General features: G+C 54.1%; 26 protein-coding genes and 1 pseudogene. 25 read left to right on the top strand and 2 right to left on the bottom strand.

Annotation, left to right across the window (positions count from 1 at the left end; translation table 11 throughout):
* Positions 1-218: 218 nt before the first annotated feature.
* The 19 genes and pseudogenes from C4520_16670 to C4520_16580 all read left to right on the top strand — a co-directional run bounded on the left by C4520_16670 (position 219) and on the right by C4520_16580 (position 12,429).
* The gene (locus C4520_16670; GenBank protein ID RJP17396.1) at positions 219-1,580 is read left to right on the top strand and encodes a hypothetical protein; all 1,362 of its coding nucleotides are present in this window, start codon (positions 219-221) and stop codon (positions 1,578-1,580) included.
* Positions 1,564-1,713, top strand: a complete 150-nt coding sequence (locus C4520_16665) for a DUF2283 domain-containing protein (protein RJP17395.1) — start codon at positions 1,564-1,566, stop codon at positions 1,711-1,713. Before C4520_16670 ends, C4520_16665 begins: the two co-directional genes overlap by 17 nt.
* A 6-nt stretch (positions 1,714-1,719) precedes the next feature.
* A complete protein-coding gene (locus C4520_16660; protein RJP17394.1) occupies positions 1,720-1,959 on the top strand; it encodes an FAD-dependent oxidoreductase in 240 nt (79 codons plus the stop codon).
* Positions 1,960-2,267: 308 nt separating this feature from the next.
* Entirely contained in the window at positions 2,268-2,906 is a 639-nt protein-coding gene (locus C4520_16655) for a TetR/AcrR family transcriptional regulator (protein ID RJP17393.1), read from the top strand.
* 64 nt (positions 2,907-2,970) lie between these two features.
* Positions 2,971-4,290: an FAD-dependent oxidoreductase gene (locus C4520_16650; protein RJP17392.1), complete on the top strand. Its 1,320-nt coding sequence runs from the start codon at positions 2,971-2,973 to the stop codon at positions 4,288-4,290.
* Between the two features lie 631 nt (positions 4,291-4,921).
* Positions 4,922-5,128, top strand: a complete 207-nt coding sequence (locus C4520_16645; protein ID RJP17391.1) for a hypothetical protein — start codon at positions 4,922-4,924, stop codon at positions 5,126-5,128.
* A gap of 455 nt (positions 5,129-5,583) precedes the next feature.
* On the top strand, positions 5,584-6,435 hold the full coding sequence (locus tag C4520_16640) for a 4Fe-4S dicluster domain-containing protein (GenBank protein ID RJP17390.1): 852 nt from the start codon (positions 5,584-5,586) through the stop codon (positions 6,433-6,435).
* A complete protein-coding gene (locus tag C4520_16635; protein ID RJP17389.1) occupies positions 6,435-6,662 on the top strand; it encodes a hypothetical protein in 228 nt (75 codons plus the stop codon). Before C4520_16640 ends, C4520_16635 begins: the two co-directional genes overlap by 1 nt.
* An 18-nt stretch (positions 6,663-6,680) precedes the next feature.
* A pseudogene (locus tag C4520_16630) lies at positions 6,681-6,776 on the top strand (toxin).
* Complete coding sequence (locus C4520_16625; protein ID RJP17388.1) at positions 6,773-7,051, top strand: antitoxin; 279 nt, start codon at positions 6,773-6,775, stop codon at positions 7,049-7,051. The pseudogene C4520_16630 and the gene C4520_16625 overlap by 4 nt, the downstream one beginning before the upstream one ends.
* 202 nt (positions 7,052-7,253) lie before the next feature.
* The gene (locus tag C4520_16620) at positions 7,254-7,583 is read left to right on the top strand and encodes a transcriptional regulator (protein ID RJP17456.1); all 330 of its coding nucleotides are present in this window, start codon (positions 7,254-7,256) and stop codon (positions 7,581-7,583) included.
* A 54-nt stretch (positions 7,584-7,637) separates the two neighbouring features.
* Entirely contained in the window at positions 7,638-8,807 is a 1,170-nt protein-coding gene (locus C4520_16615) for a permease (protein RJP17387.1), read from the top strand.
* Positions 8,808-8,823: 16 nt separating this feature from the next.
* Positions 8,824-9,057 carry a thioredoxin family protein gene (locus C4520_16610; protein RJP17386.1) on the top strand — a complete coding sequence of 78 codons (234 nt, stop codon included), beginning with the start codon at positions 8,824-8,826 and terminating at the stop codon, positions 9,055-9,057.
* Positions 9,058-9,069: 12 nt separating this feature from the next.
* Positions 9,070-9,348: a ferredoxin family protein gene (locus C4520_16605; protein RJP17385.1), complete on the top strand. Its 279-nt coding sequence runs from the start codon at positions 9,070-9,072 to the stop codon at positions 9,346-9,348.
* A 94-nt stretch (positions 9,349-9,442) separates the two neighbouring features.
* Entirely contained in the window at positions 9,443-10,153 is a 711-nt protein-coding gene (locus C4520_16600; protein RJP17384.1) for a Fe-S cluster protein, read from the top strand.
* Positions 10,154-10,314: 161 nt separating this feature from the next.
* Positions 10,315-10,677: a thioredoxin family protein gene (locus C4520_16595; GenBank protein RJP17455.1), complete on the top strand. Its 363-nt coding sequence runs from the start codon at positions 10,315-10,317 to the stop codon at positions 10,675-10,677.
* On the top strand, positions 10,677-11,129 hold the full coding sequence (locus tag C4520_16590; protein RJP17383.1) for a hypothetical protein: 453 nt from the start codon (positions 10,677-10,679) through the stop codon (positions 11,127-11,129). Before C4520_16595 ends, C4520_16590 begins: the two co-directional genes overlap by 1 nt.
* Before the next feature lie 83 nt (positions 11,130-11,212).
* The gene (locus C4520_16585) at positions 11,213-11,737 is read left to right on the top strand and encodes a hypothetical protein (protein ID RJP17382.1); all 525 of its coding nucleotides are present in this window, start codon (positions 11,213-11,215) and stop codon (positions 11,735-11,737) included.
* Positions 11,734-12,429 (top strand): sulfite exporter TauE/SafE family protein, encoded by a 696-nt coding sequence (locus C4520_16580; protein RJP17381.1) that lies wholly within the window; start codon positions 11,734-11,736, stop codon positions 12,427-12,429. The genes C4520_16585 and C4520_16580 overlap by 4 nt, the downstream gene beginning before the upstream one ends.
* Positions 12,430-12,935: 506 nt before the next feature.
* Here the strand turns inward: C4520_16580 and C4520_16575 are convergent.
* Positions 12,936-13,352 carry an ArsR family transcriptional regulator gene (locus C4520_16575; protein RJP17454.1) on the bottom strand — a complete coding sequence of 139 codons (417 nt, stop codon included), beginning with the start codon at positions 13,350-13,352 and terminating at the stop codon, positions 12,936-12,938.
* A gap of 152 nt (positions 13,353-13,504) precedes the next feature.
* Here C4520_16575 and C4520_16570 point away from each other — a divergent pair, with 152 nt between their 5' ends.
* From C4520_16570 to C4520_16545, 6 genes are read left to right on the top strand one after another with little or no spacing between them, the layout of a single operon-like run.
* Entirely contained in the window at positions 13,505-13,957 is a 453-nt protein-coding gene (locus tag C4520_16570; protein RJP17380.1) for an ArsR family transcriptional regulator, read from the top strand.
* Positions 13,914-15,155: an efflux RND transporter periplasmic adaptor subunit gene (locus tag C4520_16565; protein RJP17379.1), complete on the top strand. Its 1,242-nt coding sequence runs from the start codon at positions 13,914-13,916 to the stop codon at positions 15,153-15,155. The genes C4520_16570 and C4520_16565 overlap by 44 nt, the downstream gene beginning before the upstream one ends.
* 3 nt (positions 15,156-15,158) lie before the next feature.
* A complete protein-coding gene (locus C4520_16560; protein ID RJP17378.1) occupies positions 15,159-16,355 on the top strand; it encodes an ABC transporter permease in 1,197 nt (398 codons plus the stop codon).
* Positions 16,356-16,357: 2 nt separating this feature from the next.
* A complete protein-coding gene (locus C4520_16555; protein RJP17377.1) occupies positions 16,358-17,086 on the top strand; it encodes an ABC transporter ATP-binding protein in 729 nt (242 codons plus the stop codon).
* Between the two features lie 8 nt (positions 17,087-17,094).
* Positions 17,095-18,078, top strand: coding sequence for an ATP-binding cassette domain-containing protein (locus C4520_16550; protein ID RJP17376.1), 984 nt, complete (start codon positions 17,095-17,097; stop codon positions 18,076-18,078).
* Complete coding sequence (locus C4520_16545; protein RJP17375.1) at positions 18,075-18,812, top strand: ABC transporter permease; 738 nt, start codon at positions 18,075-18,077, stop codon at positions 18,810-18,812. The genes C4520_16550 and C4520_16545 overlap by 4 nt, the downstream gene beginning before the upstream one ends.
* A 169-nt stretch (positions 18,813-18,981) precedes the next feature.
* On the opposite strand, the gene C4520_16540 is transcribed toward C4520_16545, so the two are convergent.
* Positions 18,982-20,139: a cytochrome-c peroxidase gene (locus C4520_16540; protein RJP17374.1), complete on the bottom strand. Its 1,158-nt coding sequence runs from the start codon at positions 20,137-20,139 to the stop codon at positions 18,982-18,984.
* Positions 20,140-20,668 lie beyond the last annotated feature (529 nt).

Below are 20,668 nucleotides of genomic sequence, written 5' to 3'. Positions count from 1 at the left end.
CGCCTGTTAATTGAACAACCGATACATCGAGAAAATAATCCTGGGAGGAGCTTGTACTTGAATGCAAGCTCCTCTTTTGTTGGAACGCGGGTGAACCTGCGCGGGGGATGCTGTTCGATCCCGAGAATCATCAGAGTCAATTGCATCAAATCCCCGCCGCGCGGTAGGTGCGAATTCATTCGCACAACTGCCCGTATCAATTGCGAACCATTTAAGGCATGCAGGCCAGAGGTGTACCCATGGAGCAACCAAAGACTGCGATCATCGGCGCGGGCATCGGCGGGCTGGCATCGGCGCATTTCTTGAAGAAGTCAGGTGGTGCAATCGAAATCTATGAAAAAGCCGCCGTTCCCGGGGGCAGAATTCAACTGCTCGAAAAAGACGGAGCGCGCGTTGATGTCGGAACCCAGTATTTTCATACGAACTATACCGAGACATACCAACTGCTCGAGGAGGTCGGCCTTAAAGAGCATCTGATCCCGATCCGCCCGCCGGTGAAGATCATGCGCGGCGGGCGCGGCTACCTCGTGAAACACAATACGAAACGATACAAGATGATCCCGCTCAGCTCGAACCTGAAGTTCGGCAAGATTATTCTCACCGCCCTCCTCAATTTCGGCCGGCTCGACCCGTACTTTAACACTCCCCTGCCCGAGTTCGAGGACGTCGAGCTTTCCGATTATATCCTGAAGAGATGCGACCGCGACGCGCTCGAGTTCCTCGTGTACCCGATCATCACCGCCTTCAATCTGTCCGAGCCCGAAGGCGAAAGCCTCGCCCATTTCCTGCGCATCACAAAACAGTTCCTCACGTCCTCCGACACGTGTCTGCCGATGGGCATGTACTCGTTCCCCGAGAAACTGGCCGCGCGCCTGCCCGTCACATATCAAGCCGAGGTCGAGCGAATCCTGCTCGATGCGAATCGCGTGACAGGGCTGCAGGTGAAGATCGGAGGAAAATCGCAGACCGTGAAGACCGATGCAGTCGTCTGCGCCACTCCGCTCAAGGAACTTCCTCGCATGCTGCCGGAGCTTTCGGACGAAGAGAAAAGCGTCGCCCGCGATTACGTCTATTCCCAATTCCCGCTGGTGGTGTTCTTCCTGAAGAAGCGCCTTCCTGAGAACCATTGGGCATTCGTGTTCTCGCGAACGGAAAATTTCAAGGCATCATTCGCGTCCGACGCGGCATTCAAATGCGCGCAGATGGTGCCGTCCGGCAAATCGGTGCTGCAGGTGTGGTTCGTCGGCGGACCCGGCGAAGAGCTCGTCGACCAGCCCAACAATGTTATCATCGAACAGGCCAAAAAGGAAATGGAGCGCATCATCCACCGTTTCGACCATGAGATCGAATCGGTACAGGTCGTGCGCCATCACACCGGCATGTCTCGCTACAAGGTCGGCGTCTATTCGCGACTGCGAAAGTTTCTCGAAACCACCGCACGATTCAAGGGCCTCTATCTCGTGGGCGACTACTACGGACATTCTACACTCGAGACCGTCATCCGGTCCGCCAATCGCGCAGTCGAGAAGCTCCGAAAAGAGGATCTATCAGAAGCGACACTTAATGATGGATATGGGTAAGTATATGTTGGTTAGAGTGGTAATTATCGATTACGATGAAAATGGAATGGCATATGCCATTGAGATTCTTGACGCCTCCGATAAAGTGAGCAATCCTGGCGGTATCGCCTATGAAATGAAGACAAAGCGATGACAGGCGATCAAGAACCACCCCGTCCTTAAACTCAACCATCCGCATGAATCCTCCGCCCCTTTTCGCTGCGTCGCGGGCGACAAGATATCGCACGCAGCCATTCGCCAGATGCTATGCTGCGCGGTCACCGGGCAGGGAACGGGCGTCGCCGCGGCTGTTTCACTGAAAGACAAGGCGACTTGCCGCGACGTCGACATCTCAACGGTGCAGAATGCTCTCAAGAAGCAGGGCGTAAGAATCGACTAGCGCTGGAACATTGCCCGAATGGCGCGGCGAAGATGATTTTCTGCCATGTAACCCGAGGAGTCGAGATTCGATAACGGAAGGTTGATATTTCGAGATTGGAAAAGATCACTGCAGATTTTGGAGGAAAACCACAGTTTTTCATTCAAAGACCTTGTCAAGTGCGAAGACCTGCGCAGCCCCCAATTATTCCCCCCAAGTCCAGGAAAGAGAACATAAACATTTTTTCTCTTGACAGCAATCGAATTGCGAGCTATAATTAATTTTAGGTGGGTTGTTCCATCTATTATTCTTAGGGGAGGAGTCGCTCCATGGCAAAGAGAGGCAGAAAGAGCATCGCCGACGAGAGACGCGCCCAGATTCTGGATGCTTTTCATGTCTGTGCGGTGAGAAGAGGACTGGAAAACGCCTCGCTTCGAGAGGTTGCCGAAGAGGCCGGCTTGCCGGTAAGCAACCTGCACCACTTCTTCAAGAACCGAGACGAGATGGTAAGTGAACTCGTCACACAGATCATCGGCGGGATTATTGCTGATCTCGGCTCAGAACTCCGGGAGGAATCCGATCCCGACCGGCGCTTCACAAAGAGCATCGACTTCCTTTTCAGTCCCAAGTCGCAGAAGTTGGAGGACGGCAGTTTATATTACGATTTTTGGTCTCTTGCCCACAGGAGCACGACCGTTCGCAGCACATTTCGGGAGCAGGTGCGACGTCAGCGTCTCGTCATTGTGGACACGCTGACAAAAACACCGGAACTTGCCGGATTATCGAGAGCGGACATGCACGAAATCGCAAATATCCTGATCGCGCTTGTAGAAGGCACGTTCTATATTCTTGACATGGACGGTGAAAATGTCTTCCCGGCGAGGATGGCCCGGTTGATACGGCGCTTTCTGGAACTCTACGCGGAAGAAAAGATGCGAGGAAAAAAGAAGAAAGATATCGCTCCCTGATGTTCATTTGTCCACCACTGTTACTCAGGAGCCCATCCGGCAGGAGCGGCAAAGGAGGTCGAACATGGAGAACAGAAAAATAATTATCATTGGAGCTGGCATCGGCGGCCTCTCGGCGGGCTACTGGCTGCAGCGGCGCGGGTACGATGTAGAAATTCTGGAGACCCTGGATCGAGCAGGCGGGCGGATGGCGACGATAGAGCGCAAAGGCGACAAGGTCGATGTGGGCGCCCAGTTCTTCCATTCGAACTATCGTTATGCTTTCGACCTGATCGACGCTATGAATCTGCGCAGCCGCCTCATCGAGATCAAGGGGAAAGTGAGATTCAATTTCAGCGACGGCGGCGCCGGGACTTTCATTCCGCACTCCTTTTTTATCAAAGGCCTGGGGTTCGCAAAGAATCTGAAGCTGTATCGGTTCATGCTCGAGAACATTATTCTTGCGCATCGGCCGCCGATGTATCGAATTGAAGAGGCTAACCCTGAGCTGGATGACACGGAAGCTTTGGAAGCGTTTAATGCGCCGCAGGACCTGAAATTGAGGGACGTCTTGTCGTCGATAACACTGGCAAGCAACTTGAGCGAACCAGAATGGATGAGCCTGCTTCATTTCATTAAATTGCTTCGCATCGATATGTTCACGCATTACTATTCGATGGTGGGGGGCACCTCCATGCTGGCCGAAGAACTCGCCAAGCAGCTCAAAGTACATTATGAGACGCCAGCGCGACGACTGGTGATGGAGAAGGGCCGTGTTGTGGGAGTTCAGTTGGAGAAGGACGGGGCGATCCAGAGGGCGGGGCACGTGATAGTGGCGGCGGCGGCTCGCTCAGTTGGCCGCCTGCTTCCGGACGAGCTTGCACAGCAGCGCGAATTCTTCAACTCGATCACACAGGCTCCTCTTCCCATGCCGGTTTTCTTCCTCGATCGTCCCGTCTCGCACGACCTCTGGTCGTACTTCAACAAGCCGGCTCTCAAGAGAACCTTCAGCTTTTTTGAGGATCATCTTGTCAAGTGCCCGGCGATGATTCCCAGCGGGAAAGGCGTAGTGAGCGCCTGGTCTTGCTACCCGCACACATTGGACCTCGTAGACAGGCCTGATGACGAAATCATCAAGCAGGCCCTCGAAGATATTGAACCGGCGATACCGGGCATGTCGAACTGGGTGGAAGAAGCGAGGGTTTTCTGGCATCAGGAGGCCGGAATGGGTCATTATCCGCCGGGCTCATACCAAAAAATTCTGGACTTCAAGAAGACGGCTAAGGACCTTAGAGGAGTCTCCTTTGTGAGCGATATCCTCGGCGGCTGCTTCATGGAGGCGGCGATGGCGAGCGCAGCCGATGCCGTCAGCCGCGTCTCCGGGTGGGGCGGCACAACATTCTAAAGGCTGATAATTCCTCCCGGGAAATATCAAAGCTGCCGGAGAATTGGGCAGCGCGAAGCAATGATGGCGTTTGCGCCGACGACGGACCAGAACTTTCCAGGATTTGGGGCGAAATTAGGGACAGAGCCCGATTTTTCTCCATAAGTCCTTATCTTGTCAAAGGTTATTTCTCCGCCCATCTTCTCCAAATAGAAAATATATGAAACATTTAGTTAGAAGTCGCATTTATTCAATCAACCTCCGAAGTCAAGCATTCATCATGTTATCTTCAGATATGCCAGACCGAATGCTGAGCATGAGAGAAGGCTTGGCTAGCGCCTCTTCGACTACCAAAGGACCGCAACCGATCCCGGATCAAAGCCGTTCCTCGACTCAATTGAGGATCCGAAACATGTTTTCGATTGCAGCCAGAAAGATGTCTAATTTGCGATTCGTGGTTTTCGTGCGCTTTCGTGGCGAGAAATTAGTTCAAGGTCCAAAGTTCAAGGTCTGAAGAGATAAAGGCAGGTAATGCCGCGAGGCGCGGGAATGTATGACGAGAAGCGGGCGGCCACGTTGGACCGCCCCTACGGTTCGGGGGTGAGAAAAGAGATTCCCCCTTAGTCCCCCTTTGTCAAAGGGGGAATGGTGTATGGCGGAATTCAAAGATTCGCGGACGACCCACCGGGTCGCCCCTACGGTGAACACATATTCCACTCCCGATCAGAATCCGGAACATGTTTTCGATTGTAACCAGAAAAGATGTGAAATTCGAAAATCGTGGGTTTCGTGCCTTTTCGCCTTTGTTTTCTTTGTGCCTTCGTGCCTTGGTGGTTGGATTTTGTCTCTTTCCCCGTAACGAAAACATTTCGGGCACGGCATGCCGTGCCCCTACATCGGCGCACTCGGCGTTCATCGGCGGTTGAAAAGAGAGATTCTTCCCCCGCGAACCACGCGAAACGCGTGGCAGGTCAGCGGGGTCAGAATGATCACGCCAAACGCGTGACTTCACTTCGTTCAGCACTCCGTGTCAATCCGTGAAATCGGTGGTTAAATGCATTTGTGCAGTTTTCATTCTGTTTTTGCACTTATTTCGCGCTCATTCGCAATCAAGAGTTTTATCAGAATGTTTCTCCCCGACTACCCCCGGACCGCAATGTTCATCCAGAAATCATGTCTATCTTTCTCTTTCATCAGCAAATCTGGTATCATGGGTACCGCTCATACCGGCGCGCTTCAGCCGGAGCAGGAGAAGATACGAAATGATTCGGACAGCCGATTAACGTCCTGCCATATGGAGGGGGAAGCCCGGACATGTGTGAATTCTGTCGCCAGCATGGTTCAGACAACACGAAATGGTATCTGACGCCCAAAAACTTCGACCTGTGGAAGGCGTGGCGGGAAGACCCCCTCTTTCAGCGAGTGATGGAGGCAACATTCTCTCTCGCGTTCGGCGAGGGAATGATGGGCCGTTTCAAGATTCTCGATGCGTGCTTCGACAGCCTCAACCCGCCGCCGGACCTGATAAACTCCATGAACGAGTTTAATCGCGAATCCTCGATCATCGGGCAGATACTTCCCCTCGAGGACGCGCTCAAGGTGCTCGAACTCCCGCAGAATTTCGATGTCAAGATCGGGCTGACCATCTGCGAATGCAGAAAGTTGTGGGGCGGCATTGACGAGATGGTATGCATGCACTTCCAGCCGGTGTGTGATCTGATCACGCAAAAGTCGCTTCCCGTGAAGGAATATAACCGGTACGTGGACGCCGAGGAGGCTAAGGAGATCACTCGGAAGGCCGGCGAGCGAGGATGCGTGCAGTGGGTCAGCGGCGTTCCAATCCCTTATGTGATGAACATCTGCAACTGCGAGTTGCCCTACTGTGTGCCATTAAGAAACCATCTGTTCCCCCGGCTGTACGGGCCTGCTTTGAAAAGCCATTATATCGCCAGGGTTGACTACTCCGCCTGCAACGGCTGCCGCGAAAAGCCCCAGTGCATGTCCGCCTGCTCTTTCGGCGCAATGCGGTTCTCGCGGCGGGAACAGCGGGCGATCATCGTTCCTTCTCTCTGTTTCGGGTGCGGGGTGTGCAGATCGAGATGCCCCCGCGGCGCGATCAGCCTGGTCGACAGGGAAACCGTGGAAACCGTAAGGGATGAATGGTAATGGGAAAGTATCTGATCGCGATAGATATGGAAAAGTGCCGGGCCCCGGCGCAGTGCGCCCTCGAATGCCTTAACGCGTGCCCCACAAAGGTGCTGGCGCACCGCCCGCTCGATCCCGCAAATCCTTCAAGCGATGTAATCATCCAGGCCACCCATCCACTGCTCTGCGACGGCTGCATGCGATGTGTAAACATGTGCAAGCCCGGCGCCATCTCGCTCAAATGCTGAGTATCCATTAATGATGACGCCTATCTCTTCCCCTATGTCGAGACCGAGGATGAACTGTTCCTGAAAATTCCAAGCAGGAAGGCCACAGAGAAATACTTTGGAGAGAAACAATGAAGACAAAATTAACCAAAAAAGAGAATGAAATCGTCAAAAGCCTTGAAAAAGGCGAGTTCGTACCGGTGAAAGACCTTCCTCGAAGAAAAAAAGAGCTGATGCGGTACGCGCGAAACACTTTGCGAAAGGACAAGAGACTCAATATACGAATTTCCGAAAGAGATCTGCTTGAATTACAGAAACGCGCAATCAAGGAAGGGCTGCCCTATCAGACGTTTGTTTCCAGCATTCTTCACAAGTATGTCAATGGGACATTGGTCGAAGAAAAGAAATAATTCCGGCGAGAGGTCCGTCATCAATGGACGGACTTCCGCGACTGAACATGAGCTAATTCCGATCTTCCCGCCGCACGAGACTGAAGAAGAAAAACTTATTGGCTGTCGCGCGAACCGCCGGAGCGGCTCCAGCCTATCGATGTGAACCGAACGAATCTTCTTCTTGCCTTTTTCATGGTTATATGGTAAAATGACCATTGATATGAAAAACAGGAACAAGAAAATCTATGAGATGCGCGCCAATATCCTCAAGGCGATGGCGCATCCGAGCCGTCTCCTGATGATCGACGCTCTGAACGAGCACGGCGAAATGTGCGTCTGCGATCTCGTCGATCTGGTCGGCGCCGACCAGTCAACCGTCTCGAAACATCTGGCGCTCCTCAAGCAGGCCGGGCTGGTGGACGACCGGAAAGAAGGCACGAAATCCTTCTATCGGCTCGCGCGCCCGTGCGTGCTGAATTTCTTCGAGTGCGTCGAACAGGTGATGGAAGAGAATCTGAAAGCACAGCAAGAGGCTCTTTCGGCGCGCTGATTTTTTTGCGGCGATTCATGGCGCTTTCGCCATAGATGGCAGTAGAGGTGAGATATGAAGGAACGAACAAAATTCGCATTGCTTGTGGGAGCTTTTGTTCTCGCATATTTTCTTCCGGTAGGACATCCTCGTTTTCAAAGCTCTCTCGCCGAGGCGTTCTTCATGGTGAAGGACTACGCCCGCGAGCACGTGCTCTTTTGCCTCGTGCCGGCGTTCTTCATTGCGGGCGCAATCGCCTGTTTCGTTTCGCAGGCGTCGGTGATGAAGTACTTCGGTGCGGGCGCCAACAAGATACTGAGCTATGGAGTGGCGTCGGTATCGGGGACCATTCTGGCCGTGTGCTCGTGCACGATACTGCCGCTGTTCGCCGGCATTCACCGGCGCGGCGCGGGGCTCGGTCCGGCGATAGCGTTCCTCTACTCCGGCCCGGCAATCAACGTGCTCGCCGTCATTCTCACGGCTCGCGTGCTCGGCTGGCAGTTGGGACTCGCGCGAGCGGTGGGCGCCGTCATCTTCTCGGTTGTGATCGGCCTGATCATGGCCTTCATTTATCGGAAGGAAGAGAGTGAGAAAAAAGCTGCGGCCGCCGCGGCAGCTCCTGTAGGAGAAGCTCGCCCGCTGGCCCAGACGGCCATGTATTTTGGCGCAATGGTTCCGATCCTGGTTTTTGCGGCATGGGGCAAACCCGCGCAGCCGGTGGGTTTGTGGGATGCCGTGTATCGCATTCACTGGCCGCTGACAGGTGCTTTCGCTGTCGCGCTATCCATCATCCTCTGGAAGTGGTTCAATAAAGAAGAGCTTTCCGAGTGGGTCGAGACCACGTGGGGATTCGCCAAACAGATCATGCCGCTGTTGTTCTTCGGAGTGCTCGCGGCGGGCCTCCTCCTGGGGCGGCCCGGCGTCGATAGTGGCCTGATTCCCGCACGATACGTCGCGGGCGTGGTCGGCGGAAACAGCCTGTGGGCGAATTTCTTCGCCTCGTTAGCCGGCGCATTCATGTATTTCGCCACGCTGACAGAAGTGCCGATCGTGCAGGGACTGATGGGCAATGGAATGGGGCCGGGCCCGTCTCTGGCTTTGCTGCTGGCGGGGCCTGCATTGAGCCTGCCGAGCATGCTCGTGATTCGGAGCGTAATCGGGACGCAAAAAACAATCGTGTACTGCGTGCTGGTGGTAATCATGGCGACGATTAGCGGCATGATTTACGGCGCCGTCATCGCGTGAAAATGGGAGGTAATCCATGAAAATCGAAATTTTCGGACCTGGCTGCGCGAAATGCCAGAAAACCGAGCAAGAAGTCGCGAAGGTCGTGAAGCAATTGGGTATCGATGTCGCTATCGAGCACATCACCGACCTCGATACGATCGTGGACCGAGGCGTGATGTTCACTCCGGCTGTCTTCATTGACGGCGAGAAAAAAATCGAAGGAAAAGTGCCGAAGGCGTCCGACATCGAAAAGTGGCTGAAAAAGTAGGAGAAGACGGAAATGGACCAGCTTGAATGGGAAGGCATCCCGCGGGAAAAGATCCCATGGTACCCGACGGTCGACTATGAGAAATGCGACGGCTGCAAGACCTGCTTCGAGTTTTGTCCGCATAACACATACGACTGGGACGAACAGAACACGCGGCCTGTCGCAGCCCGGCCTTATAACTGCATCGTGCAATGCAGCAATTGCGCCGGCCTCTGCCCTTCACAAGCGATCGCGTTCCCACCGCTCAGCATGCTGAAGGAGATGAAGGACCGCTGGCACGGCGCCGATTGACTTCATTTACGGAGGCGGCAGGGACTGGCCAAGAGCGAAGGGGGCTGACTCCATTTGCGGAAAACACCGGGGATTGTCTTTCGAGCCAGCATTAATGCTCGCATGCAGTCATTCCCCCTTTGGGAAAGGGGGACTAAGGGGGATTTCTCCGTGGCAGAGACTGACCCAAGAGCATCAATGTCAGCGAAGAGGCTTACTCCATTTACGGAATCCCGCTTGTGGATTCTCCGTTTGTGGATTCATAGAATGGAGTCTGTCCCCACCGATTCAGAGTGCATACGAGGAGAATGTCATGCTGTTTCAAAAATATAAGCTGACGGTCAGCACGCCGGAATGTTTGCCGTCATCTGTGGCCGTCGTCGCACAGGTCGATTTCGACGATGACCTGACGCAACTGCTGCCATACCTGAACGCCGAGTTCGCGCCGTGCATTTACGAGCCTAATATCCCGTTTCTCCGGTTCCGGAAATCCGGGAAAACGTTCGCGATCTATCCGGATAAAATCCTCATCAATCCTCTGAGGGACGAGGACGAGGCGCAAGAGGTTTTTGAGTGGATTCGGCAGTTTGTGAATGATGTGGCCGAGAGGAAGCAGGAAATTCGGCCATCGACCTGGAGCCTTTCGAGTCTCAAGCCGCTCGATATCTTCCGGCTGCTTCCCCGAACCAATTGCGGTCTCTGCAAAAAGCAGACCTGCATGGCGTTCGCGGCCGCGGTCGCCACAGGAGAAGCGGGCCCCGACGACTGCCCTCCCCTGCGTGATGACCCGCAGAAACGTGCTGAGCTTCTGAAGCGGTTTGGATGAGAATGAGCCAAGAAGAGGTACAACCGAAAATCACTCGCATCCTGGTCGACGGGCAACCGATCGGATTGCGCAGCCTGGAAACGGCCTTTGAGAACGTACGGCGGCGTCACCTTGATTCGGAGAGAGCGCTCAAACGCGCCCTCGTCGAGGAGATGCGGAACATGAAAAATTACATCCCGCAGGCGGCCGAGACGAAATACGAGAGGGCTTTGCTGCGGGAATACCGCAGGTACCTGGGCGAACCGGTCGACGATGACGAGCCTGCCGGACTCACGATCAAGGTGCTCGGACAGGGCTGCCCGAGATGCGAGCAGTTGACGCAGGAGGTCATGGCGGCGCTCGGCGAGCTCGGGCTTGCAGCCGATGTCGAGCACGTCACCGACATCAATCAGATCGCCGAGTATAGCGCTGTTGGAACGCCTGCTCTTGTTTTCAATAAAGATGTCAAATCGGTTGGGCGCGTTCCGAAAAGGGAGCAGATAAAAAAATGGCTTCAGGAAGAAGCACAGAAAAGGAAGGAATAATGCGGCTGATTCGGCGCGCTCTGCTGTTGGAAATGGTTTTTGCTCTCGTTCTTTTCGGCACCGCGTGCAAGCAAGGCACAGTGCTGGGAAGCGCCGCGGGAAGCAGCCCGCAAACAGGAGAAAATGAGTCAGACCTGGCCCTTTCTGCCATACTGTTCGTGAATGAAATGAGTTGTCCGTGCACCCGCGAACAATGCAGGGTAGCCGAGGGAATCGTGCAGGCATTAAAAGCAGACTTCTCAAGCCGGATGCGCTTCAAGACGATCGATTATGAACTTGAGAACGAAACGGCAAAGCCGCTGATGGAAAAGTACGATGCTATCATGCTCCCGGTTCTCGTGGTGCTCGAGGGCGACCGGCTGGTCTGGCTATGCGAGGATTTCTCGGACGAGAACGCGGTGCGCGCCAAAATCGAAGAACTGGTTTTGAGAGTCGACAACCAAAGGAAATAGATTAGGAGACCGTCGTCCACAGGCGGCGTCTTGTGACGCGAGAGAAGCCTTGGACGCGGCCGCATCTGTAAAGGAGCCGTAACGTGACGAAAATAAAATCAATTACCACACTCTTTCTATTGGCCATCTGCGCAATCTCCATCTATCTGATCTTTTCCGGCGGGGACAACGAAGGCATATCTGCGGAACAATCGGTTCAATCGAGGCCTTCGAACGACGCGCTGCCGGGGAAAGACCAAACGACATCGCAGGATAATAGCGCATCAAACCAGATTGTCGCGTCTTATTTCCATGGAAACAGGCGGTGCAGAACATGCCTCACGATTGAGGCGTACACGGAAGAGGCGTTGAAGGAGAAATTTGCGGAAGAACTGGAGAAGGGCAAGCTCGTTTGGCGCTCCATCGATATCACAGTCGCCGAGAACAAACATTTCGTGAACGATTACCAGTTGTACGCGCAATCAGTTGTTCTCTCCGCTGTGCAGGATGGTAAGCAAACAAAATGGAAGAACCTCGACAAAGTGTGGCAGTTGGTCCGAAATAAACAGGAATTCTTCTCTTATATCCAGACGGAAGCCGCGGACTTTTTGAAAGAGAGTAATTCATGACTGAAGTTGTCTTGGGCGCCTTTTCTGCACTGTGGCTCGGCATATTGACGTCGATAAGCCCCTGCCCGCTCGCCACTAACATCGCCGCAATGTCCTATATCGGCAGGCGCGTCGGCAGCCCCCGCCACGTGTTCGCAAGCGGCATCCTCTATACATTGGGAAGGGCATTCACATACCTGTTCCTGGGCGCCCTTCTGGTAAAGAGCCTGCTTTCCGCGCCTCAGATATCGTTCTTTTTGCAGTCGAACATGAACAAGATTCTCGGACCTGTCCTGATTCTGGTCGGATTATTCCTTTTGGGCGTCTTCCGCTTCTCGCTTCCCGGCATCGGCCTGAGCGATTCATTCAAACGCCGAATAGAGAGAATGGGCGTCGGCGGCGCGGCTTTATTGGGGATCATTTTCGCGCTCTCGTTCTGTCCGGTATCCGCGGCGCTGTTCTTCGGAAGCCTGATCCCGCTCGCCGTCAGCGCCGGATCGACCGCTTTGTTGCCGTCGGTCTATGGCATCGGCACGGCTCTGCCCGTCGCTCTGTTCGCCATCCTCATAGCGTCCGGTGTGCATTCGGTCGGAAAAGTGTTCAACCGAATCACCGCCTTCGAGCTGTGGGCACGCCGCATAACCGCTTTACTCTTCATTGCGATTGGGCTGTATTTCTGCACAGTCTATATCTTCCATCTTTCTTTTTCATAAATCTCCGTGAATTCTCATCTCCTCGCACATTTCAATACCTTGGGAAAATCGGACGCGGAACAATTGAAGAAATCTATTAACAAAGTGGAGCAAATTGATGTACAATCTGCGTATAGGCTTGAATGGACGAATATGGCGTCTCCAACGGAGAAGGTGACGAGGTTTTTTTAAGGCGCTTTCCTTTGAGACTCGAGTTTGTATGATCCAGCCGCTTAAGCGCTGGTCCCTGATGCAAAGCCGAGCCTCGGCGGGAGCGCATCCTTCTCCCGCCGAGCTCACAGCTTAAGTCTGAGAGACTAACTTACTTCCTTTTTGACTTAGACTTTGGGTTCTTGGCGCCCTCTTTCGTCGAAGACTGGCAACCACATCCACAACCCTTGCTCTTCTTCGAAGACATTTGTATCACCTCCTTTTCGTCAGATATCAGAGTCGCTGAAGCCCCCATCCCGTTCAAGTCTCTGTCATTAAGTATTAAAGCAATAATTTAAATAAATTTGAAAAAAAAATTACGCCTTCCGCTCGATCTCGTGAATTCGGGAAAGGACGGCTTCGAGTTCCCTCCGGAGTTCTTGTTCATACTTCCTGAGAAGCGTTAAGCTATCATGAGCCGCCTTCCGCGGCCCCTTGCGAGCACGCGCCTTTCCCCGGCATCCACAGGCGCACACCTTTGAAAGGACTTCCTGGCAATGTTCGAGAGCATCGTGGTCAATATCATACGGAATTGAATATCCTTTTCGCTCGCTCCGCACCAGTCCTGTCAGCTTGAGCACCTTCAAGTGTTGAGAAACAGCGGCGGGAGTAATACCCAGCTCTTTTGCCAGTTGGTTCACGCCCAGGGGCCCCCTTTCTCTCAGGGCATTTATGATCTTGATGCGCGATTCAACCCCAAGCGCTTTGAACAGTTCAGCTTCTCTACTTTCCATATGATGGCCCTCAATTAAGTATTTGCTTAAATAATACGCCACGATTCATGTTTTTTCAAGCAATTTTTCCGGCGTTACAATCCCCGTTTGACAAACGCCAATACACCCTATATCATATTAGCATGTACTAAAACAGTTCGGCGGCCTCATTTATGGACGACATCAAAGAATTATCCCGCTTTTTCAAAGCCCTTTCTTCTGAGACGCGTGTTCGCATGGTGTACTTGTTGAAGCGGCATACGCTGTGCGTTGGAGCGCTTTCCGAGCGACTGGGTGTCAGCCAGGGAGCTGTATCGCAGCACCTTCGCGCCCTTCGAGAAATGGGTCTGGTGACGCCGGAGCGTCATAGCTATTTTCTACACTATCGTTTGAACGAAGAAGCTTTCGGCCAATGGAAAGAGGCGATTGAATGGATTTCCCAAGCCGGCGCGGCGCTCGCGCACAAGCGGCCAGCCGGCAAGAAGAAGCCGCCGTGCCTGTGCCAGGGCAACAAGAATTGTCACGGACCCGAAGAACTGCAAAATGACGGCAATCATTCGCTGAAACAGGACAGGAAATGCCATGGGGAAGCAAAGAATACCGTCCGCCCAAAGCGGAAAGACTGAAATCAAATCATCTCATTTTTCAATCAAGCAACATCAAGGATTCACGGAAATGAAACCATTAAATGGGAAGAAAATCGCTACGCTTCTGATTTTCGTCCTCGTTATCATGCTTTTGGCCTATCGATTATTCTGGTATCGTCATTCGATCGCTGTTACCTTAGTCAGGAAAGCGGAGATTCAGCGCTTGGTGCAGGGGCCGGGAACGGTACAGTCGCGGGTGCCGGTCGCGGTGGGCGCCAAAATAACGGGTATTTTAGTGAAACTCTATGCGGACCAGGGGGAACGAGTAAAGAAAGGGCAACTTCTGGCCGAATTGGACTCTGATCAATTAAGAGCGCAAATGGCCGGCGCTCGCGCTGCGAAAAATCGAGCCGAACAGACTCTATCGGGGGCCCGGGCCGACCTGCTAAAAAGCCAGGCGAATCTGGAATTGACCCAAAGCAATTATCGGCGATATTCGGAGTTGCTGAAAAACGGCATCATTTCGCAAGCGGTCTTTGACACTACTGAGGCCGCGCTCAAAGTCGCCGAGAGCAATGTCACTGTTTCCGAGCATGCTATAGCCGCTGCGGAAGCGGAGTTTCAGGAGGCCGACTTCAGGGAACGTGCGGCGGAGGCGGAATTCGCGTATACCCGCATTTTTGCTCCTATGGACGGACTCGTTACTTCGCGAACGACGGAAGTCGGAGACACCATCTCTCCCGGACTGCCCATTTTCCAAATGGTGGATTATCAGGTCTGGTCAGCCACGTGGATAGACGAAACGAAGTTGGCCGAATTGCGTGAGGGACAGAAAGCTTCCATCAGACTCAGGTCGGGACGGGTCTTTCAGGGAGAGGTCGTCCGCATAAATAAGGAGGCGGATATCGTGACTCGCGAACTGGAAGTGGATGTGAAGTTTGACTCCTTGCCGGAACCTCTGGTGATCGGAGAAGAAACGGAAGTTGAAATTCAAACTGGAACTCAGACAGCCCCTGTGGCTCCGCTGTCCGCCATAACCCAGCAGAAAGGCTCGAAAGGGGTCTTCTTGGTCTCCGATGCGCTCGTAAGCTTCCGTCCTGTTTCGACAGGGTTTGAAAACGGGGGGAAAGTAGCGATAATAGACGGACTCAAAGAGGGTGACATGGTGATAATCAACCCGGCGGGAATCAAGCCTGGCAATTATGTGAAACCGGAACTTGAGGCGAGCGCGAGCTGATTCATGGATTTAGCGGTATACGACCTGAAGATTCATAAGGGCCGCTTTGTTGCCACGGTTCTAGGCGTTGGCTTGCTCTTTACCATTGTCCTCGCCATGAACGGCATCTATCGCGGAGTTATTTTTGAGGGACTCGCTTTCATTCGAGTGACGAATCCCGATCTTTGGGTCGTGGAGAGATATCGAGGAGGACCATTCAACGAGCAGTCCACTCTGCCCCAATATTATCACTACAGGGTCGGGGCGACACCGGGAGTCGAAAAAGCCAGTCCTCTCATCTTTTACGTTGTGGAGCGAGTAATAAACGGCAGGAGCCGGCGCTTCAGCATTGTCGGTTATGACGTTTTTGGCGGACTAGGCGGACCGAAAAAGATATACGCCGGCAGAAGCATCCAACAAGCTCATTATGAAATGGTAGCCCATCCAAAATTGGGAGTGAGCCTTGGAGACAAAATACGCCTGGGCCTGCACACCTATATAGTGGTCGGTTTGGCCAAAGAAGCAATCTCTCCCGATGGAGAACCCCTCGTTTACCTTTCGCTGCCTGACGCCCAGGAAGTGCTCTACCAAAAAGACAATGAGGAGGTGCGCGCCCAGCGCGAGCGGCTTCTTCAAACTCTATCGAAGCAGACGTATTTATCACCCGCCCAATCACAAAAACTGGTTCCTCTGCTTCAAGCGGATACCCACATTATCAATGCAATTCTTGTCCGCCTGCAGCCTGGCGCAGACCGTGACCAGGTAGCGCAGTATATCAAGAAATGGCTCTATTTATCGGCCTTCAGCACACAAGAAGAGAGTCAATTAATGATGAAGGGACGACTGGGAACCATGAAGAAACAGCTTTTCCTCTTCAGAACGCTTCTCATGATCGTATCCGTGGTCATCATTTCTCTGGTGGTCTACACCTTCACCACGGAGAAAATTCAAAGCATAGCCGTCATGAAGCTCATTGGCGCCCCTAACTTCGTGATAGCTCGCCTCGTGATGGAACAATCGCTTCTCCTGACAGCAAGCTCCTTTCTGTTTGGCCTGATTGTTATTCAGAACACGTACACGCTGTTCCCCAGAACAATATTGAGGGTTCCTTCCGATGATGTCATTACATTCGCCATTGCTTTGATCGGCGGCATTTTCGCGAGCATTTTGGGCCTGTGGCGGGCGATAAGGACGGAACCCGCTAGGGCTTTGGGAGGATAGGAATGGAAGTTCTCAGGGCCGAAGCGCTCTCAAAATTATTCGGATCCGGCCATCTTGAGGTCCAAGCTCTCGAGGATGTAAATCTGGCCGTCTCCGAGGGCAATCTTGTGGCATTACTCGGACCGAGCGGCTCCGGGAAGACAACATTGCTCCTGTGCATTAGTCTGATTCTTAAACCCACAGCAGGCACGATCGTCTTCGATGGACAGACAATTTTTCAGAAGAACGGCTGGACAGGCGTCGATGTCCGCCGCCTGCGCCGCGAGAAAATCGGATTCGTTTTTCAATCTCATAATCTGATCCCATTTCTTACGGCGCGGCAAAATGTGCTTTTCTCCTTGAACCTGGTTGGCGTAACGGGAAATCAGGCTCAAACTCGGGTTACGGAGCTTCTCGAATACATGGAAATCGCTGATAGGGCCGATTACCTGCCAGCCTTCCTTTCCGGAGGCGAACAACAGCGCGTGGCGATTGCGCGGGCCTTGGCCAACAGCCCGCGCTTGATCCTTGCCGATGAACCGACTGCCTCCCTTGACACAACCAGAGGGAAACGGGTCATGGAATTATTGAAGCGGATCGCCGGACAAAATAAGTCAGCGGTAATCGTGGTCACTCATGATGTGAGGATGATCGAGGGTTTCGACCACGTATATCACTTGAAAGACGGACGTATTGACCATTGGCAAAACCGAGTCGGCGCCCTTGAAAACTCGAAATCCTCAGGTTCGTAAGGAAATAGATGACGAAGGACACTCAGATAATTGAGGCTTCTCATCTGGCCAAGCGCTTCGGCGATGTCGTTGCCGTCGATTCCGTCAGCTTCGACGTGCGGCGTGGCGAGCTGTTCGGGTTTCTCGGCCCCAATGGCGCGGGCAAAACCACAACGATCAACATGCTCACCGGCCTGGCCCGACCCGACTTGGGAACTATCCGGATCGGCGGCATCGACTGCGTGAAGAATCCCCGGGCGGCCCAGCATCTCATCGGCGTGGTGCCGGACGAAAGCAACCTCTACCCGGAGCTCACCGGCTTCGAAAATCTCTGCTTCTGCGCGTCTCTTTACGGAATCGGCAAGAGCGAACGGCAGACCAGAGCAAAGGCTCTTCTCGGCGATTTCGGGTTGAGCGAGGCGGCGGACCGCAAGTTCGGCGGTTATTCCAAGGGCATGAAGCGCAAGCTCACCATCGCCGCCGGGATCATCCACACCCCCGAAATCCTGTTCCTGGACGAACCGACCACCGGCATCGACGTGGCCAGCGCGCGGCAGTTGCGTCAGCTCATCGCCGATCTGCATCAAGGCGGAACCACCATATTTCTGACTACGCATTATATCGAAGAGGCGGAGCGGCTGTGCGATCGCATCGCGTTTATCGTGTCCGGCCGCATCGTCCGGATCGATTCAGTCGAGCATCTGGTTCAGCCCATCCAGGAGAAGCACGTGGTCCAGATTGCCTGCGCAGATCAACTGTCGAACATACTGGACAAGCTCGCTGATTCCTTCGCCGATCTGGACTTCTCCATCCTCGCGCCCGGCGTGATTCGTGTAGAGGCAGACGAGCCTGTCCGCGTCGGGCCGATAATCCGCCTTTTGGAAGAGCAGGGGGTCGAGGTCAGAGAGGCCCGGAGAATGCGGCCCTCGCTCGAGGACGTATTCGTGCGGATAACCGGCATCGAGGCCGATGCCATGCGCAAAGAGAAGGAAAAAGCGGGAGGCGGCCAATGAAGCTGTGGATCGCTTTCTGGAATATCGTCCTCAAGGACATGCGAACCTATTATTTGAAACCGCCCAACGTCAGTTGGGGAATTGTGTTCCCTCTGGCTTGGACGGCCATGTTTTTCATCAGGTCTGGAACCGGTGTGGGAAGCATCCTGAGCCTGCTTCCGGGAGTGGTGGCCGTCTCGATCCTGTTCGGAACAACCTCCATGCTTGCGGTGACGGTGACCTTCGAGAAGAAGCAGCGCTCATTCGAGCGCCTGCTGCTCGCACCCATTCCATTGGAACTCCTGATGCTGGCCAAGACGGGTGGAGCAATTGCATTCGGCATCGCCAACGCCTCCGTGCCTGTCGTGTTAGCGGCGTTTCTGGTCGATCTGTCGCGGGTGGCATGGAGCGCGTTTATTCCGGCTGTTTTCCTGATCGCTGTTGCCTCGACCTTTCTGGGCCTCTTCATCGCCGTGGCGGTCAGCGAGGTGTTCGAGGCCCAAACGTTCTCCAACTTCTTCCGATTTCCCATGATCTTCCTCTGCGGGCTGTTCTTCCCCATCGAAAAGCTGCCGCTGTTTCTCAAACCTTTGTCGTACGCGCTGCCGCTCACCTACGGCGCCGACGTGCTGCACGCGTCGGTCAGCCAGGTCGGGCAAATGCCGTTGCCGCTGGACTTCGGGTTGCTGGCGGCGTTCTGCGCGGCTCTCTTCGCAGTCAGCCTGCGAAACATCCGCCGGAAGTGGATCGTGTAGGAGGAGAAGGCACGGATGAAAATCGGCAGTTTTGAATTCAACCTCCGAGAACTGGCTGGCTCGATGGGCGATTTCGGCACCTTGTTCCCTCTTGCGATCGGTTACATCGCGCTGTGCGGAATGGATTGAATCCGGCCGGGCTTCCGCCGAGCCTGATTTCCTTTCACTTTCATGGTTGATAGCCGTCGGTCAGCGTCTCGAGGAAAGCGACAATATCATCCACTTCCTCATCAGTCAGGCCCAGCCTGCCGAACGTGCCCGGCATCGGAGGGTCGTGCCGATGGACGTTCTCGGGGACCTCCGGCGGCGGCCAGTCGGCCACGTCGCGCGTGTTGTTGAATTGGACCACTTCATGAAGCGTCTCAAACACGCCATTGTGTTCGTACGGCGGAGTCATCGCGACATTGCGCAACGAGGGGATTTTGAACTTGCCGTTTTCCATCGGGTCGTTTAAGACAGCGCCCAGACCCAAATCCACATAGTCGTCGCCCTCGGGATTGAACGGCGGCGGCAGGAGATAGAATGGATTATCCGGGTTCTTTGGGGTGCCGAGATTCTGGTGGCCGAAATTTGTGAAAAGCGGCCTGCCGTCGGGACCGCCGTCGAGCGAGTGGCAGTTCTTGCATTTGGCCTTGCCCGTGAACAGGTCATACCCGCGCAACTCGGCTTCGGTGAGTTCAGTCTCTCCGTCCTGCCAATAATCGAATTTCGAGGTGAACGGGCTTACCTCCTCAGAGCGCTCATACGCTGCGATTGCCTCGGCCACTGACTCAAACGCCTCGTCCATGCTCCGTAGCGATTTCCAGCCGAACACCTCGATGAAGAGCGGCGCATAGTCGGAACGCAACACCGCCATCACAACCTGACGCTTGTTCCGGTTATGCATCTCGAGCGGGTCGAGCAACGGCATTTGAGCCTGTTCCTCAAGCGTGTCCGCCCGCCCATCCCAGAATAGTCCGCCTACATACATGCCTTCCATGATCCCGGGACGCGGCGTCGGGTCGTAATACAGCGCCGGGCTGAAAGCGGCATACCCCACGCTTTGGGCGTTTCGGCTCTTGACGGCAAATGGGAGAGCCCCTTGTGATACCGGCAGGTCGCTGTCGGGGTCTGCGAATCCCGCCGCCGGATCGTGACATGAAGCGCAGGCTTGGCCGGGCGGCTTCGACAGGTTTGTGTCGAAAAAGATAGATTTTCCAAGAAAAACAAGGTCATCGTCCTCGGAAGCCCAGACCTGGAACGCGCTGATGAGCACCATCGCGATTGCCAGGACCGGCACTACAGCGAAAAGGGTGATTCGGCGACCTGATGGACTTCTGCCTGACATCGTCTTTCTCCTTCCTCTCTGCAAGAACTGACTTATGGGACACAGACGGGGTATGACCCACAGCACGTCCGCGCAACGCGGACTCCTCCGGATAAGGATGCTCTTTCAGGACTTGCGTCCCGCGGGCTGGTCACCTGAAACCGTTGTCCTGAACACACAATCATGCCGGAAGTTTGATTTCTGCGCTAGTGACAGCGGCAAAATCCTGTCGCACCGGCGACTCCATACTGCCAAAATGGAGAGCGTTCGCCGTGTCAGCAGAGGTACTACCCGGAAGCCGTAGAAACGCTTTTTATCTTTGGAAACCGGCGGCGCAGACTGGTTGACAAAGCGACGCTTTTTTGATATATTGCCATTGGGTAATATATATGGAAGAGCTAAAAGAGTATACCACCGTCTTCAAGGCGCTTGCCGACAAGAGCCGCGCGCGCATAGGGCTTACGCATCTAAATCGGCCCTTGGGGGCGGATTTTTGCTGACTGCTCCTTCTTATTGGCTCTGTTGGGTTTCCTTTGTGGTTTTGGAGATG

It is taken from the genome of Candidatus Abyssobacteria bacterium SURF_5, from assembly GCA_003598085.1.
Classification (GTDB): domain Bacteria; phylum Abyssobacteria; class SURF-5; order SURF-5; family SURF-5; genus SURF-5.
Note: the sequence above shows the minus strand (reverse complement) of the source record. Positions and strands in the feature narration are given on the sequence as shown.

Coding starts and splice junctions, on each gene's coding strand:
- C4520_16575 (RJP17454.1), bottom strand. CDS start 13,352: ATGGAAAGTAGAGAAGCTGAACTGTTCAAAGCGCTTGGGGTTGAATCG.
- C4520_16625 (RJP17388.1), top strand. CDS start 6,773: ATGAAGACAAAATTAACCAAAAAAGAGAATGAAATCGTCAAAAGCCTT.
- C4520_16645 (RJP17391.1), top strand. CDS start 4,922: ATGGCGGAATTCAAAGATTCGCGGACGACCCACCGGGTCGCCCCTACG.
- C4520_16555 (RJP17377.1), top strand. CDS start 16,358: ATGGAAGTTCTCAGGGCCGAAGCGCTCTCAAAATTATTCGGATCCGGC.
- C4520_16635 (RJP17389.1), top strand. CDS start 6,435: ATGGGAAAGTATCTGATCGCGATAGATATGGAAAAGTGCCGGGCCCCG.
- C4520_16565 (RJP17379.1), top strand. CDS start 13,914: ATGGGGAAGCAAAGAATACCGTCCGCCCAAAGCGGAAAGACTGAAATC.
- C4520_16670 (RJP17396.1), top strand. CDS start 219: ATGCAGGCCAGAGGTGTACCCATGGAGCAACCAAAGACTGCGATCATC.
- C4520_16605 (RJP17385.1), top strand. CDS start 9,070: ATGGACCAGCTTGAATGGGAAGGCATCCCGCGGGAAAAGATCCCATGG.
- C4520_16595 (RJP17455.1), top strand. CDS start 10,315: ATGAAAAATTACATCCCGCAGGCGGCCGAGACGAAATACGAGAGGGCT.
- C4520_16540 (RJP17374.1), bottom strand. CDS start 20,139: ATGTCAGGCAGAAGTCCATCAGGTCGCCGAATCACCCTTTTCGCTGTA.
- C4520_16615 (RJP17387.1), top strand. CDS start 7,638: ATGAAGGAACGAACAAAATTCGCATTGCTTGTGGGAGCTTTTGTTCTC.
- C4520_16610 (RJP17386.1), top strand. CDS start 8,824: ATGAAAATCGAAATTTTCGGACCTGGCTGCGCGAAATGCCAGAAAACC.
- C4520_16600 (RJP17384.1), top strand. CDS start 9,443: ATGCTCGCATGCAGTCATTCCCCCTTTGGGAAAGGGGGACTAAGGGGG.
- C4520_16590 (RJP17383.1), top strand. CDS start 10,677: ATGCGGCTGATTCGGCGCGCTCTGCTGTTGGAAATGGTTTTTGCTCTC.
- C4520_16560 (RJP17378.1), top strand. CDS start 15,159: ATGGATTTAGCGGTATACGACCTGAAGATTCATAAGGGCCGCTTTGTT.
- C4520_16650 (RJP17392.1), top strand. CDS start 2,971: ATGGAGAACAGAAAAATAATTATCATTGGAGCTGGCATCGGCGGCCTC.
- C4520_16580 (RJP17381.1), top strand. CDS start 11,734: ATGACTGAAGTTGTCTTGGGCGCCTTTTCTGCACTGTGGCTCGGCATA.
- C4520_16545 (RJP17375.1), top strand. CDS start 18,075: ATGAAGCTGTGGATCGCTTTCTGGAATATCGTCCTCAAGGACATGCGA.
- C4520_16640 (RJP17390.1), top strand. CDS start 5,584: ATGTGTGAATTCTGTCGCCAGCATGGTTCAGACAACACGAAATGGTAT.
- C4520_16550 (RJP17376.1), top strand. CDS start 17,095: ATGACGAAGGACACTCAGATAATTGAGGCTTCTCATCTGGCCAAGCGC.
- C4520_16570 (RJP17380.1), top strand. CDS start 13,505: ATGGACGACATCAAAGAATTATCCCGCTTTTTCAAAGCCCTTTCTTCT.
- C4520_16665 (RJP17395.1), top strand. CDS start 1,564: ATGATGGATATGGGTAAGTATATGTTGGTTAGAGTGGTAATTATCGAT.
- C4520_16620 (RJP17456.1), top strand. CDS start 7,254: ATGAAAAACAGGAACAAGAAAATCTATGAGATGCGCGCCAATATCCTC.
- C4520_16655 (RJP17393.1), top strand. CDS start 2,268: ATGGCAAAGAGAGGCAGAAAGAGCATCGCCGACGAGAGACGCGCCCAG.